Origin of the sequence: Amycolatopsis regifaucium (genome assembly GCF_001613935.1) — a bacterium.
Classification (GTDB): Bacteria; Actinomycetota; Actinomycetes; order Mycobacteriales; family Pseudonocardiaceae; genus Amycolatopsis; species Amycolatopsis regifaucium.
In genome coordinates this window covers 342,665-357,936 of sequence record NZ_LQCI01000003.1, presented here as the reverse complement: position 1 = coordinate 357,936, position 15,272 = coordinate 342,665, and the positions used below count along the sequence as shown (strand labels likewise).

General features: G+C 69.7%; 10 protein-coding genes. 2 read left to right on the top strand and 8 right to left on the bottom strand.

Features of this window, described 5'->3' with window-relative positions; translation table 11 throughout:
* Nucleotides 1-7: 7 nt before the first annotated feature.
* The 7 genes from AVL48_RS05525 to AVL48_RS05495 all read right to left on the bottom strand — a co-directional run bounded on the left by AVL48_RS05525 (nucleotide 8) and on the right by AVL48_RS05495 (nucleotide 10,645).
* Nucleotides 8-949 (bottom strand): PDR/VanB family oxidoreductase, encoded by a 942-nt coding sequence (locus AVL48_RS05525; RefSeq protein WP_061989388.1) that lies wholly within the window; start codon nucleotides 947-949, stop codon nucleotides 8-10.
* Nucleotides 949-1,959 (bottom strand): methyltransferase, encoded by a 1,011-nt coding sequence (locus AVL48_RS05520; protein WP_061989386.1) that lies wholly within the window; start codon nucleotides 1,957-1,959, stop codon nucleotides 949-951. The genes AVL48_RS05525 and AVL48_RS05520 overlap by 1 nt, the downstream gene beginning before the upstream one ends.
* 51 nt (nucleotides 1,960-2,010) lie before the next feature.
* Nucleotides 2,011-2,811, bottom strand: coding sequence for a TIGR03084 family metal-binding protein (locus tag AVL48_RS05515; RefSeq protein WP_061989384.1), 801 nt, complete (start codon nucleotides 2,809-2,811; stop codon nucleotides 2,011-2,013).
* 4 nt (nucleotides 2,812-2,815) lie between these two features.
* Nucleotides 2,816-3,229, bottom strand: coding sequence for an SgcJ/EcaC family oxidoreductase (locus AVL48_RS05510; protein ID WP_061989383.1), 414 nt, complete (start codon nucleotides 3,227-3,229; stop codon nucleotides 2,816-2,818).
* A gap of 293 nt (nucleotides 3,230-3,522) precedes the next feature.
* Nucleotides 3,523-3,930 (bottom strand): VOC family protein, encoded by a 408-nt coding sequence (locus tag AVL48_RS05505; protein ID WP_061984918.1) that lies wholly within the window; start codon nucleotides 3,928-3,930, stop codon nucleotides 3,523-3,525.
* 87 nt (nucleotides 3,931-4,017) lie between these two features.
* The gene (locus tag AVL48_RS05500) at nucleotides 4,018-5,271 is read right to left on the bottom strand and encodes a cation:proton antiporter domain-containing protein (RefSeq protein ID WP_061984878.1); all 1,254 of its coding nucleotides are present in this window, start codon (nucleotides 5,269-5,271) and stop codon (nucleotides 4,018-4,020) included.
* 82 nt (nucleotides 5,272-5,353) lie between these two features.
* Entirely contained in the window at nucleotides 5,354-10,645 is a 5,292-nt protein-coding gene (locus tag AVL48_RS05495; RefSeq protein ID WP_074038167.1) for a type I polyketide synthase, read from the bottom strand.
* 212 nt (nucleotides 10,646-10,857) lie between these two features.
* On the opposite strand from AVL48_RS05495, the gene AVL48_RS05490 reads away from it, so the two are divergent.
* Complete coding sequence (locus AVL48_RS05490; protein WP_244162408.1) at nucleotides 10,858-12,276, top strand: (2,3-dihydroxybenzoyl)adenylate synthase; 1,419 nt, start codon at nucleotides 10,858-10,860, stop codon at nucleotides 12,274-12,276.
* A 132-nt stretch (nucleotides 12,277-12,408) separates the two neighbouring features.
* Nucleotides 12,409-13,671, top strand: coding sequence for an FAD-binding protein (locus AVL48_RS05485; protein ID WP_061984876.1), 1,263 nt, complete (start codon nucleotides 12,409-12,411; stop codon nucleotides 13,669-13,671).
* On the opposite strand, the gene AVL48_RS05480 is transcribed toward AVL48_RS05485, so the two are convergent.
* A complete protein-coding gene (locus AVL48_RS05480) occupies nucleotides 13,635-15,005 on the bottom strand; it encodes a pyridoxal phosphate-dependent decarboxylase family protein (RefSeq protein ID WP_061984874.1) in 1,371 nt (456 codons plus the stop codon). The two genes, AVL48_RS05485 and AVL48_RS05480, sit on opposite strands and share 37 nt — an antisense overlap.
* Nucleotides 15,006-15,272 lie beyond the last annotated feature (267 nt).

Sequence of the window (15,272 nt, the reverse complement as noted above, 5' to 3'; positions counted from 1 at the left end):
GTCGGTGTCAGAGATCCAGCACCAGCCGGTCGCCGCACGAGCGGGACACACACGGGAACATGCAGTCGCCCATCGCCCGCTCGTGGTCGGTGAGCAGCGCGTCACGGTGGTCGACCACACCGTCGACGACGGCGGTCTCGCAGGTGCCGCAGGTGCCCTCCATGCAGGAGGCCAGCACGTGCACCCCCGCCACGCGCACGGCGTCCAGCACGGTGACGCCGGGCGAGACGACAACGCTTTTTCCCTGTCTGGACAACACGACCTCGAACGGCGCGTCCCGCACCGGTGCCTGTTCCCTCGCCGAGAACCGCTCGACCCGCAACGCCGTCGGATGCCAGTGGGCACACGCGATCCGGACGGCTTCGACGAGTCCCGGCGGGCCACAGCAGTACACCTTGACGCCGTCGCGCGCCGCACCCAGCCAGGTGTGCAGATCCGGCCTGCCGAGTTCGTCCTCGGGCACAAGGTGGACGCGGTCGCCGTAGCGAGCGAGTTCGTCGAGGAAGGCCATCGACGCCCGGCGACGGCCGCCGTACACCAGGTGCCAGTCCGTGCCGAGCAGTTCCGCCTGGTGGATCATCGGCAGTAGCGGCGTGATACCGATGCCGCCGGCGAAGAACAGATAGCTTTCCGCGGGTACCAAAGGAAAGTTGTTGCGTGGCCGGCCGACGCCGACGCTGTCACCGAGCCGGAGCCGGTCGTGCACGTACGCCGACCCGCCTCGCCCGTCCGGCTTCCGCAGGACCCCGACCCGGTAGCGGTGAGCGTCCCAGCGGTCCCCGCACAACGAATACTGGCGGGTGAGCCCGCCCGGCAGCACGAGGTCGATGTGCGCACCGGGCGTCCAGTCGGGCAGGCGCTCCCCACCGGGATGCTCCAGGCCGAGGACGACCACGTCGTCGGCGACGACGTCCTTGGCCGTCACCGACAGCGTCAGTACCCGTGACATCAGCCGCGGACCAGCTCGACGATCGACACGGTCGGCCGCTCCCCGACCGGATGCACCCCGCGCACCACCAGGCCCGCGCGCTCCGCGAGCGACCGGAGTTCGGAGAGGCCGCGCTCCTTGCCCGCGATGTAGGTGAGCATGCGGAGGTCCATCTCGGTGTTGGGCGATTCGCCGTCGGTGCCGACGTTCTCCAGCACCAGCACGACACCGTCCGCGCCCGCCGCCGTGGCGCACCGGCGCAGGATCGCGACGGCCGGTTCGTCGTCCCAGTCGTGGATGATCGCCGACAGGACGTAACCCCCGGCACCCGAAGGCAGCGGCTCGAAGAAGTCGCCCTCCACGGCCGATGCCCGATCCTGCACCCCGCGCTCCCGGAAGGTGCGGCGTGCGCCCGAAACCGGGCCCGGCTGATCCACCACCGTGCCGCGGAGCCCGGGATGCGCCTGGAGCAGCGTGGCGAGCAACGCGCCGCTCCCGCCGCCGACGTCGATGACGTGACCGAGTTTCGCCCAGTCGTACGAGACCGCGATCTTTTCGTTGTCGAGCTCGATGTGATGGCCCATCAATGCGTCGAACGACGCCGAAAGCACCTGGTCGGACCGGAGGTCTTCCCAGAAGGGAGTGCCGTAGCGCTCCACGTAGGCGGGCTGACCGGTCCGGACCGTGTGCAGGAGCTCGACGAACGCGAGGTCACCCCGGCCGACCGCGCCCGCGATGTCCAGCCAGGCCCGCCGTGACTTCGGGTGGTCCTCCCGCAGCGGTTCACCGGCCGGGGTCAGCGCGTAGGTGCCCGCGTCGTCCCTGGTGAACAGCCCGATGGTGACCAGATGCCGCAGCAACCGATCCATGGCACCGGTGTTGGTCCCGGTCGACGACGCGATCTTCTCCGCGGTGTCCCGGCCCTCCGCGACGTGGTCGGCGACCCTCAGTGTCGCGGCCACCCGGATCGCCATCGGGGACGCCAGATCAGCCAGTGCCCGGAGCCCGACGCGGCCTGAATCGTCCGACATGCGTCTTCCTCATCGGTAGTAGGTGTTTTCCGGCTCGACCGTCAGGTGGCCTCAGTGCCGGAACTGGCCGGGAGCGCGTCCGGCGCCCTTGGGGCCGCGATAGGCCTGTGCGATTCCGAGCCACTCTTCGGCCGCCGCCGTGTCGCCCTTGAGGTCGAGGTCGTCGCGATGGCGACGACGGGTCGCGAGCAGCACCAAGTCCTCGGCCGGGCCCGTGATGAGCCCCGTCTCCGCGTCGTCCGCACCCGCGTACCAGGTCTCCCCGGACGGGCTGGACACCTCGAATCGGAACGGCTTCGCCGGCGGCGTCAGTCCGTTCGACTCGTAGCCGAACTGCCAGGTGAGCGCGACGAAATCGACGATGCGGCGAAGACGGCCGGTCCGCTCGCGGCGGATGCCCAGCGCGTCGGCGATGTCCTGACCGTGCGCGAAGGCCTCCATCATCCCGGCCGCGCAGAGCACGGTCGGCGGAAGCGGGTTGACCAGCCACGGCACGGTGGACTCGGTGGGGACGGCGGCGAGCGCGCCCACCGCCGCTTTCCGTGCCGACTGCCAGTGCCCCAGCAGTGCCGCGGGGCCTTCGGCGAGATGCTCGGCGGCGGTGGCCGCCACGACGGCGTCGAAGCCACCGCGCTCCCCGATCGTCGAGGTCATCGCGGTGAACTTCTCCGGGGCGGACGCGGCCAGCGCCGCGATGCGGTACACGAAGGTGAGATGGCCGACCTGGTGCGCGACGGACCAGCCCACCGCGGGGGTGGCCTTGGCCCAGTCCTCGTCGGACAGTCCGGTCAGCAGGTCCTCGAAGCTCTCGGCCTCGGCCGAGAGATCGGCGATGACGGCCTCGTGGCTCATCGCTTCAGTCCCGCGGGGTGTTCTGGTAGGCGGCCAGCCGCCATTCGCCGTCCTCGCGCACGGCGAGCCAGGAAGCGCGGATGACGTTCTCCGGCTTGACCTCGGTCTCCGTCTTGCTCCGGACCCCGCCCTCGGTCAGCAGCAGGATCGTGTCGGGACCGACCTGCCGCAGCTCGAACGGCGTGCCGACGACCTGGGTCCCCTGGTAGGGACCGGCGAAGGCGCCCGCCATGAAGTCGCGGATCTGCTTCTTCCCCTTGACGTGCACACCGGTGATGATCATGGTGGCGTCGTCGGTGAACACGGAGGCGAAGGCATCGGCGTCATGGGCACCCCACGCGGCGACGATGCGCTGCGGCAGCGCCGCGACGGCGGCCTGGTCGGCGGGCGTTGCAGTGGGGCGTTCAGTCGTGGTCACGTCTGTTTCTCCTCGCGCACCGGTGGTTCTTCCGTCCACATCAGTGTCGCGAGCCCGCCCCGGAGGTGTCCTCTTCCATTCTGCTACAGGTCGCCGTTCCCGCGGTGAACCTCACGACCGTGCCGCTGGCCGCGAAGGCCTCCTTCCCTACTCTGAAGGTCGACGCCAGGAACTTAAGCCAGCAGGACGGGTGCGATTCAGCCGTATTNNGTCCGAGGATCTCTAGTGCCGCGGCTTAAGTTGCTGGCATTGACTTTGAAGGTAGGGAAGGAGGCCTTCACGGACTTGCCGCCTCAGCTGCGCTGCTGGATACGGATCAGGTTCCCCGCCGGGTCGCGGACGGCGCCGTCACGGAGGCCGTACGGCTGGTCGGTCGGCTCCTGGATGACCTCGGCACCAGCATCCGCGAGGTGCTTGAAGAGGCCGTCGAGGTCGTCCGAGGAGAACAGGATGCTCGCGTAGGTGCCCTTGGCCATCATCTCGGTGATGACGCGGCGTTCCTCGTCGGTGATGCCGGGGTCGACGGCGGGCGGGTGCAGCACGATCGACACCGGCTGCCCCGGCGGACCGACGGTGATCCAGCGCATCCCGTCGTAGCCCACGTCGTTGCGCACCTCGAAGCCCAGGAGGTCCCGGTAGAAGGCCAGCGCGGCTTCGGGGTCGTTCTGCGGGAGGAAACTCCCGTGAATGCTGATGTCCATGGTGGTCACGCTAGGTGAGGTCGAGTTCCGGCGCTTCTCGATTCCTGATCGGATACCGAGCGTGACGGCCGGTCGCGGGGCGTCTGCTCAATTGCCGACGATCTCGAAGATCTCCGGCTTCGCGGCCGCCTTTTCCCGGCGGGTGAGGAACCGCATCAACGGTCCCGTGACCGCCGTGGTGACCACGGCGACCAGCACCAGGATGGTGAACCCCAACTGGTTGATCAGCCCGTATTTCAACCCGATCGTGGCGACGACGAGTTCGGTGACGCCGCGGCAGTTCATCAGCGTGCCGAGCTGGATCGCCTGCCTGCCGGGCAATCCCGCCAGCCTGGCCGCGCCGCCGGCCCCGATGAACTTGGTCAGCTGGGCCACCAGCAAGATCCCGGCGAACAGCAGCCAATGCGAAAGATCCGTCCCCAGCAGGCCGATCGACGTGCTCAGCCCGACCAGCGCGAAGAACAACGGGAGGAGCACGACGAGGGTGAAGCCCCGCAATTGCGCGCTGATCCGCTCGACGACGGGACAATCGCGCGGAACCGCGGTCCCGAACAGGAAAGCGCCGAGTAACGCGTGCAGTCCGAGCAGCTGGGTCAGCACGGCGAACCCGATCGCGCCGACGAGCAACAGCACGGTCATCACCTTGTCGGACTCGATCCTGGTGACCAGTCTGCCGAGTATCCGGCGCACGACCAGCTGCGTGAAGACCACGAGCACCACGGCCAGGATCGCCGTCATGACGACGTTCCCGCCGCCGTGCTGCCCGGTGCCCACCAGGATCAGGGTGAGGGTGAGCCAGGCGATGCCGTCACCGATCGCCGCGCTGGTCAGGGAAAGCGCGCCCAGCCCGGTCCGGTCGAGGTCGAGATCGACCAGGATCCGGGCCAGTACCGGCAACGCCGTGATGGCCAGCGCGAGCGCGAAGAACAGTACGTAACCGGCTTTCGGGGCGTCCGCGCCCGCCAGTACGGACGCCGCCGCGAACGCGACGCCGATCCCGGCGGCGAACGGCAGGCCCATCCCGCCCAGTATTACCGCGCCGACCAGGGACTTCCGCTCGATCCGGTCGGTGCGCAGTTCGCAGCCGAGCAGGAACATGAACACCACGAGGCCCAGCTGCGCCGCCCTGTCCAAACTGGACAGTACGTCGGCGGGAAAGAGCCATGTCCCCGCCGAAGGCCAGATCAGCCCGAGTACCGAGGGGCCGAGCAGGAGACCGCCGACGATCTCGCCGAGCACCGGCGGCTGCCCGATTCTGCGCAGGACCTCCCCACAGAAATGGCTCACCAGCAGGATCGCCCCGACGGCGAGCAGGAACCGCGTGATCGGTTCGATGGCCATGAGCGCGCCTTCCCGGAGAAACAACGGACACCGAAGGGCGTGGGCGGCCATCGCGGCCACCCACGCCCTTCGACTGAGGAGATCAGGCCGCTTCGGCCTGGTTTTCGCCCGCCCCGGCCAGTTCGGCGAGGGCGGTGTGGATGTGGTCGGACACCGCGGCCACGGTGGGCCTGGCCCACAGGATGGTCGGCGGGAGGTCCACCCCGTAACGCCGCTGCAACCGCACCCGCAGCGCCACCGTCATCACCGAGTCGACACCGAGTTCGACCAGCGGCCGCTTCAGCTCGATGTCGCCCGCCTCCAGGTTCAGCTCCGCCGCCACCTGTTCGCGGACGTCACCGGTGACCTTTTCGCGAGTGTCCTCTTCGGACAGGTTCGCGAAGTCGACGGCGAACCCGTTGCCCGCCTTGGCTTCGGTACTCTCGTCGACCACCGTGAGTTCGCGGAACATCGGCAGCTTCCGCTGCTGCGGCGGCGTCGGCAGCACCCGCAGCACCGCCTGGTAAGCGGACGAGAACCGGTCACCGAACGCCCACGCCCGGAACGCTTCCGACGCGGAAACGGCTTCCAGGCCACGGGAGTTCGCTTCGAGCATGGTCGTCGCGATGTCCTGTGACAGACCGACACCGCGCCACGCCGTCCAGCCGAGGCTGATGGTGTCGCCGGCGCCGCCCGAGTTGCGGTGCGTGGCCAGCGCGTCGAGGAACGAGTTCGCCGCCGCGTAGCTCGCCTGCCCGGAAAGGCGGGCGAACTGGCCACACGAGGAGAACAGGACGAAGAAGTCGAGCGACGCGGGCGGGAACAGCCGGTGCAGTACCAGCGCACCCCCGACCTTCGGCGCGAACACGTCGCGCAGCCCGTCCTGGTCGACCTTGTCCACCAGCGCGTCGTTGACCACACCGGCGGCGTGGATGACGCCGGTCACCGGCGGGAGGCCCAGCGCGCCCGGTACCAGCGCCGACGCGACCGCGTCCTCGTCGGTGATGTCGAGCGCCAGCACGCCGACCGTGACACCCAGCGCTTCGAGCCCGAGGACGCTGTCGATCTGGTGCCGCACGTCCGGGTCGGTCACCGAAGGCCATTCCACGCGCGGCGGCAGGCCACGGCGGCCGGCCAGCAGCAGACGGCGGGCGCCGCGGTCGACCAGCCAGCGGGCGACCTCGAGCCCCAGCCCGCCGAGACCACCGGTGATCAGCACCGTGCCCGAAGGCGAGCAGTGCAGCGGGGAACCGTCCGCGCTGCGGGTGATCTGGCTCAACCGGGCCACTTCCGCGCCGGCACCGGTCAGCGAGATGACGTCTTCGTCACCGGCCGGGCCGCGGAAGACCTCGATCAGCCGCGCACCGAGGTCCGCCGCCGTGGGGTGCTCGACGTCGATCGTGCCGCCCCACAGTTCCGGGTGCTCTCCGGCGATGATGCGGCCGACCCCCCACAACGGGCCGTGCGCGACGGAACGTTCGTCGGTGCCCTGGCGGACGCTGCTGGTCAGCGCCCAGATCCGCTGGGTCGCGACCTCGCCCTTCGACGTCGACCGCAGTTCTCCGATGCGCTGCGCGGTGCGGATGAGCGACCACGTCGCGCGTTCGGTCGCGTCCTCCAGCCGCTCGCCTTCCGCCGCCCGCGAAGGCGCGACGACGACCGCGCCCGGGTTCGCGAACAGTTCGGCCGTGAGGTCGAGCGGTTCGCCGTCGACGGCGACGTCGACCGCGGTGGCCGTGACCCCCGCCGCGGTGAACTGATCGACCAGGGTGCCGGTCGTGGCGGACGGGCCCACCACGACGATCTGGTCGAGATCCGAAGCCAGTGTGGCCTCCGGCAGTTCGTGCCAGGTGATCTCGTGCACCAGGTCGCGCGGCAGGACCGCGGTGCCCAGGTGCTCGACGGCCGCGAACTTCAGGCCGATGACCTCGCTGACGATGTCGCCGTGCTCGTTGGCGACCAGCACGTCGACGGTGTCCTCCGGCGACTTCGGCGAGCGCACGGCGTGCACGATGATCCGCGCGGGCGGCTCACCCTTCCAAGCGACCTTCTCGATGCCGCGCGACATCCACAGCACGGTGGCGTGGCCGGGCGAGACCACCATCGCGCTGATCGTGAGCGCGGCGTCGATCACGTGCGCCCAGCTCGTCGCCAGCTTCGCGGGCGGCGCGACGCAGTCCATCAGGGCGAGCTGCTCGACGTCGTCGTAGTACAGCTCGCTCATGTCCCACGGGAACGCGTAGCCCTCGACACCCATCCGGCCGAACATCTCGTCGGCCTTGGTGAGCGATCCGTCGGGCAGGCGGTCGCGGATCGTCGCGAAGTCGATCCGGCCCTCAGGCGCCTTCGCGCTCGTGTCGATCGAGGCGGTGGTGTGCGTGATCCACTCGTCGTCTTCGGCGCTGGTCTCGTCCGCTACCCGCGTGGCGAGCGTGAGCGACCGGCCCTCCTTGATGATCTGGACGATGCGGGGCGGCTGCACGGCGAGCGGAGTGCGCAGCACGATGTCGGTCAGCGCCGGCGCGACCTCTTCCTCCGCCGCGAGGGCGAAGGTGTTGATGATCGACGCCGCCGGGGTGACCTCGACCCCGACCAGGCCGTGGCTCTGCGGGTACGGACGACTGTCCATGTCGAGCCGGGTCTGCCAGACCTGCCGCGACGGCGCACCGGCCACCGTCATCCGGCCGCCCAGCAGACTGTGGCTCTCCGGGTCATGCCCACTGCCGAGACCAGCCGAACCGGCACCCTCGGGGAAGATCCAATAAGGACGGTGCTGCCACGCGGCCGCGGGGATGCCCAGCAGCTCACCCTCGGGGAAGTCGCACGTCCAGTCGATCTCGACGCCCTGGACGTGCAGCTTGGCGAGGTTGTGCAGGAGGGTGCCGACCTCGTCGGTGTCGCGCCGCAAGGTGGCGCAGCCCGCGAGATCGTCGATGCCGAGGCTCTCGGCGGTCTCGATGATGGAGTGGGAGACGACCGGATGCGACGAGATCTCGACGAACACCCGGTGCCCGTCGGAGAACGCGGCCTCGACCGCTTCGGCGAAGCGGACGGGGTTGCGCAGGTTGCCCGCCCAGTAATCGCCGTCGCGGGCGACGGCGGAGCGCGGGTCGGTCAGCGCGGTGCTGTAAAGGCTGACCGACGGCGTGCGCGGGTTGAGCTGCCGTGCCGCGGCCGCGACCTCTTCGAGCACCGCGTCCACGTGGGTGCTGTGGAAGGCGATGTCGGTGTCGACGACCCGCATGTCGATGTCTTCTTCACGCCAGCGCGTGACGAGTTCCGCGATCGCGCCCTTGTCGCCGGAGACGACCGTCGACGTCGGGCTGGCGGAGATCGCCGCGACGAGGTCGGGGCGGTCACCCAGTTTGGCCTGGACCTCGGCGAAGGACAGGCTCGCCAGCACCATGCCGCCGTCACCCTCCAGCCGTTGCAACGCGGCCGCGCGGCGGCAGGCGAAACGGGCGGCTTCGAGCACGTCGAGCGTCCCGGCGGCCACCGCGGCGGCGATCTCGCCGACCGAATGGCCGATGATCGCGCCCGGCTTGACACCCCGGCTGCGCCACACCTCGGCGAGACCGACCTGCATGGCGAAGGTCAGCGCCTGGACGTGTGCCGCGGTCCACGGGCCACCGTCCAGTAGCGCCTCACGCGGCGTCCAGCCCAGCTCCGCACGGAAGACCCCGGCCAGCGAGTCGATCGTGGCGGCGAATCCGGCGTGCTCGGCGAGCAGCTGACGGCCCATGCCGGACCACTGCGAACCGTGCCCGGAGAAGACCCACACGGCGCCGTCACTCTGCTCACCCGCCCGGGCCAGCAGGATGCCCGGAGCGGGTTCGTCGACGGCGAGCGCGCGGAGCCGCTCGGCCAGTTGCCCGGTGGAGGCGGCGATGACCGTGCCCCGCTGCGGAAGGTGCGAACGCCGCTGCGAAAGCGTGTAGCCGATCGAGCCCAGCGACGCGCTGGGGTTGGCGTCGATCCAGTCCGCGACCGAACCGGCCAGTGCGCGGAGACCCGCTTCCGACATGGCGGAGATCGGGAAGACCTTCCGCGTGCCGTCGTCGCCGTCCTTGCGTGACCGGGTTTCCTCCGGCACGGGGCCCTCTTCGAGGACGACATGGGCGATGGTGCCGCCGACGCCGTAGCTGGAGACACCGGCACGGCGGGTGTCGCCGCCCGCGGGCCACGGCGTGTTCTCGCCGACCAGTTTCAGGCCTGAGTCCGGATCCGAAATGGCGTCGTTGGGCTCGGTGTGCAGGCTCGGCGGGATCTGCTCGTTGCGCAGCGCCAGCACGGTCTTGATCACCCCGGTGATGCCGGAACCGCCCTCGACGTGCCCGATGTTCGGCTTCACCGAGCCGACCAGGCAGGGGTTGTCCGCCGACCGCACGGCACCGATGACGGCGGCGAGCGCCTCCACCTCTTCGCCGTCACCGGTCGGGGTGCCGGTGCCGTGGGCCTCGATGTAGTCCACAGTGGACGGATCGACGCCCGCCCGCTGGTAGACCTCGCGCAGCATCTGGGCCTGCGCGTCGGCGTTCGGCGCCATCATGCCCTCGGAGCGGCCATCCTGGAAAACGCCGCTGCCGCGGATCACGGCCTGGATCGGGTCGCCGTCGCGGACCGCCTCCGAAAGAAGCTTCAGCACGATGACGCCGGCGCCCTCACCGCGGCCGTAGCCGTCGGCGTTCTTGTCGAAGGCCTTGCTGGTGCCGTCCGGCGACATCGCGCCCGCGCCTTCCAGCGCGACGTTCAGCGCCGGGGTGGCCATGATGTTGACGCCACCGACGAGCGCGATCGACGTCTCGCCGGCACGCAGGCTCTGCGCCGCGATGTGCAGGGCCGTCAGCGAACCCGCGCAGGCGGTGTCGACGGCCATACTCGGGCCGCGGACGTCGAGGAAGTAGGAAACGCGGTTCGCGATCCCGTAGAACGTCGTGCCGTTGACCGCGTACGCGCCGGTGAGGGGGATGTCCTCCAGGAGGCGGCGGCCGTAGTCGTTCGAGTTCGCGGCGACGAACACACCGGCGTCGGAGTCGCGCAGCGAAAGCGGCGGGACACCCGCGTCCGCCAGCGCCTCCCAGGCCAGTTCGAGGATGAATCGCTGCTGCGGATCGAGAAAGTCCGCCTCACGCGGGGAAATGCCGAAGAAGTCGGCATCGAACCCCTCGATGTCGTCGAGGAAGGACCCGCGGATCGTGGTCCCCCTCAGGATGGCCGTGGCCTGGGGACTGCCTGCGGCGTAAGCCTTCCACCGCTTTTCGGGCATGTCGCTGACGGTGCTCTTGCCGTCGGCGAGAAACTCCCAGAACTTCTCCGGAGAGTCGAGGTCTGGAGCGAACCTGCAACTCATACCGATGATCGCAATGGCTTCGTCGGGTGCTTTGTACTCGCTCAAGTCCTCGCTCCTCGAAATAGGTCGCCCGATCGGAGACAGAATTCCGGCGCGTCTATGTAGGGAAAGCTTCTGCCCTGACGGCTGTCTCCGGCATCTCCTCGACTGCTTGCGCGTGATCCTCGAGCGATCCCCGAGTGCGAGCGCAAGGTTCGAGACGCCCATACGCGCGGCCCGTGAGAGTGTCCGATCGGGACCCCTATCGAGGAGGCGTCATGCCGGCACCAGCGGGTCGGTCGACCGGGACGGGAGTCGTGCCGTGGCCGAGAAGCGTCGCGGATCGCTATTTCGCCGAGGGCTACTGGGAAGGCCGGTCGCTGGGAACGCAGCTGGCCGGGACCGCACGCGAGTACCCGGACGAGGTCTGCCTGGTCGACGGCGAGGTGCGGCTGACCTTCGGTGAGCTGCTGGCGAAGGCCGACGGCGCGGCGATCCGGCTGAGCGCGGCGGGTATCGGTGCCGACGACCGGGTCGTCATCCAGTTGCCGAACTGCTGGGAGTTCGTCGTCACCACGGTCGCCTGTCTACGGCTCGGCGCCGTCCCGGTGTGGACGATGCCGCGACTCCGCGAGCACGAGATCAGGGGCATCCTCGCCGGCGCCGAGGCGAGCGCGATCGTCGTGCCGGATGTCCACAAAGGATTCGATCACCAGGCATTGGCCCGTGAAGTCCTGCCGGAGGGGCTCGTGTTCGTGGCGGGTGAGGATGTCCATCCCGGCAACATCGATCTCCGGGCGTTGTTCGTCACCGACGAGCCCGTCGAGGTGTCGCGAGCGCTCGACGCGGCCGCCCCGAGCGGCGACGCCGTCGCGACCTTCCTGCTCTCCGGCGGGACAACCGGGCCGCCGAAGCTGATCCCACGCAGCGGCAACGACCTGAGCTACATGATCAAGACGGCGTCGGAGATCTGCCGGTTCGGCCCGGACACCTCGTACCTGGTGGTACTGCCGCTGGGGCACGGCTTCGCCAATACCGGGCCGGGCATCCTGGGCGCACTGCTGTCCGGCGGCCGGGTCGTCATCGCGCCGTCACCGGCCCCGCGGCACGCGTTGCCGCTGATCGAACGCGAGCGGATCACGGCGACGTCCGCGGTGCCCGCGATCCTGCGTCGCTGGATCGACTACCTGGACTCCGGACCGGGCATTGATCTGTCCACTTTGGAAATGATCCAGATCGGCGCGGCCGAACTGGATTCTTCGCTGGCGGCGCAGGTGCGACCGAAGCTCGGCTGCACGCTACAGCAGGTTTTCGGGATGAATGAAGGACTTCTGTGCCTGACCCGGCTCGACGATCCGGACGAGCTGATCCTGCACACCCAAGGCAAGCCGATCTCGCCAGGGGACGAAATCCGCCTGGTGGACGAGGAAGGGGCTCCGGTGGCGCCCGGTGAACCCGGACTGCTGCTGGTCCGCGGCCCGTACACGACTCGCGGCTATTATCGGTCGCCGGAGCTGAACGCGCGGTCGTTCGTCGACGGCGGCTGGTACGACACCGGCGACATCGTCCGGGTGACGCCCGAAGGCTATCTGGTGGTTTCCGGGCGCGAGAAGGACGCCGAGGAGATCGAGCCGTTCGCGCTGAAGCCCTCCGGCGCGGAGCACGCGGCCGCGGGTTGGCTTTCCAACGCCGCCTGACCAAGGCGTACCCCACACCCCCTTACCCGCGGGCTGGACACCACTCGCAATCGGGAAGAGGCCGGATACCGTCCGCGGCCAGTACCGTCGTTCACCGGGGAGGGCTGTTCCCCGGACCGGAGGTCGTATCCCGTGGCACACCACGATTTCGAACGCCGGCTGCCGGTCCCCGGACGCGGAGCCGTGGCACTGCCCGAACTCGCCGGCACGCTCAGCGTCCGCGACCGGGACCTCACGGACGCCGAGCGGGACTTCGGCGACCACGTCCACCGGCGGCCGCTCGCCGTCGCCTTCCCGGCCACCGCGGTCGACGTGGCGGCACTCGTCCGGTTCGGGCGGCGGCACCGGATCCCGGTGGTGGCCCGCGGTGCGGGGCATTCGGTCGACGGCCAGGCATTGGTCAGCGCCGGAATCGTGATCGACATGTCGACCCTCGGCAGGGTCCGCCCGTTCGGCCCGGACCGGATCAGCGTCGACGCCGGCGCACCCTGGCGCGCGGTCGTCGACGCGACGCTGCGCACCGGCACCGTCCCGCCGGTACTCCCGGACTACCTGGAACTTTCCGTCGGCGGTTTGCTGTCCACCGGCGGTTTCGGCGGCGCGAGCCACCGGTACGGTTCGCAGGCCGACAACGTCCACGACCTCGACGTCGTCACTCCGGACGGCGAGCTGGTGACCTGCTCACCCACCGGCAACGCGGAACTGTTCGACGCCGTGCGCGGAACGCAGGGGCGGCACGGGATCATCACGCGCGCCACCGTCGCGCTGACCCGCGCGCCTTCGACGGTCCGACGGCATCGCCTGACCTATCACGATCTCGGCGCGTACCTCGGCGATCAGCGGCGGTTGGTGGACGAACTCCGCTTCGACCACGTCGACGGCCAGGCACAGTACGCGGACGGGCACTGGCGTTTCGTCCTGGAGGCGGTTTCCCAGCAGCCGCGGCCGATCGACGACCTCCGGCACGATTCCGCCCAGATCACCGAGGCCACCTACCGGGAGTTCGTCGACCGGATCCTGCCGATCGAGGCGCACCTGCGGTCGACCGGTTCGTGGTATCACCCGCATCCGAGGGCGAACGTCCTGCTGCCCGGCACTCAGGCCGAACGGATCCTCGATGACGCCCTGGCGGAGTTGACGCCCGATCTGCTCGGCGTCGGCGGGAGCGTGCTGCTGTACCTGTTCCCGACCGCGCGCGTCGCCGCGCCTCACGTCCCGAAGGCCCGGGATCCCTATACCGTGCTGTTCGGCGTCCAGCGCACCGCGCCGCCCGGAGATCTCGCGACGCTGCGGCGTATGCGCGAGGCCAACGCCGCCTTGCACGCGACCGCACGGCGGCTGGGCGGGGCGAGCTACGCCTATCCCTTGTCCACCACGGAGGCCCAAGCCGCTTGAATCGCGGCGACACCGCGGTCGACGTCCGCTTCGGTGGTACTCCAGTTGGACACGGAGATCCGCATGAGCCGCTGACCGTGCCAGGTGGTCGCCCCCATCCAGCATTCACCGGACCGCTGCACGGCTTCGACCACACGATCCGTTTCGTCGCCGAAGCTCACGAGAACCTGGTTCAGCACCACGTCGTTCACGACGGTGACGCCTTCACACGCGTCGAGCTGCTCGGCGAACCTTCGCGCCAGAGCGCAGCATCGTTCGATCATCTCGGCGATCCCCGCGCGGCCCAGCTCGCCGATCGCCGCCCACGTCGCGAAGCCCCGCGCCCGGCGCGAGGACTCCGGCACGAAATCGCCCGGGGCGCGCACGCCACCGTCTCCCTGCCCGGTCAGGTACGCGGCCGTGACCGACATCGCGGCCTTGTGCGAGTCGGGATGGGCGCAGAAGGCGTACCCGCAGTCGTAAGGGACGTTGAGCCACTTGTGCCCGTCGACAGCCCACGAGTCGGCGCCCTCGATCCCTTCGGTGAGATGCCGGGTCGCCGGACTCGCCGCCGCCCAAAGCCCGAACGCGCCGTCGACATGGACCCACGCGCCGTGCTCGTGGGCGATCCGGATCGCGGCCCCGAAGTCGTCGAAAGCACCACTGTTCACGTTTCCCGCCTGGAGGCAAACGATTGCGGGGCCGTCAAGCACCCGTTCGAGATCGGCGACGTCGATGGCGCCCTGCGCGTTCGCGCGCACCGGCTCGACGGCGTCGGTACCCAAGCCGAGGAAGCGCAAGGAACAGTCGATCGTGGCGTGGCGCTCCTCGCTCGCGACGACCCGGAGCGGTGGCGCCCCGTTCAACCCGCGGCGCTCGACGTCCCACCCGGCCTGCGCCAGCACGTGATGGCGAGCCGCGGCCAGGCCGACCGTGTTCGCGCCCTGGCCGCCGGTCACGAACCCGAAGGAGGCGCCGGACGGCAGGCCGAGGATGTCCTTGAGCCACCCACCCGCGACGTCCTCGACGATCGCGGCGGCAGGCGAGGTGATCTGGTTGAACGCGCCCTGATCCCAGCCGGTCGTCAGCATGTCGGCCGCCGTCGCGGCGTCGAGCGAGCCCCCGACGACGAAGCCGAAGTACCTCGGCCCGGTGGTCGCCACCAGCGCGGGCTCGACGGCGTCGGCCAGCCGCCGGATCACTTCCGCGGGCGGCGCGGGCTTCTCGGGCAGGTCGCCGAGCTTCTCGCGGACGCCTTCCGTGCTGTCCGGGAAGACCGGCGTATCGGACACGCGCTCGCGATAGTCGGCCACGCGGGCGACGGTGTCGGCCAAGAGATCTCGAAGGTCGCTCACGGTGACTCCCTTTCGACGGTCCTCAGGCGCCATCCTTCACCGAAGGGGGCCGTCAGCGCTTCCCGTTTTACGGCGGAGGCCCAGGACAGGGACGACGGGTGTGACCAGGGCGTCGTGTGACCTTGGGAAACCTTGTTTGACCAGCGCCGGAATGCGCCGGTACCGTATGGCGTTAGCACTCTTGTCGGCAGAGTACCGGCGAAAATCCGGTTACACTCCGCGCCCGCCCGCCCGGCAGGTTCAGGGCACATTTCCTTGTCTCGCAAT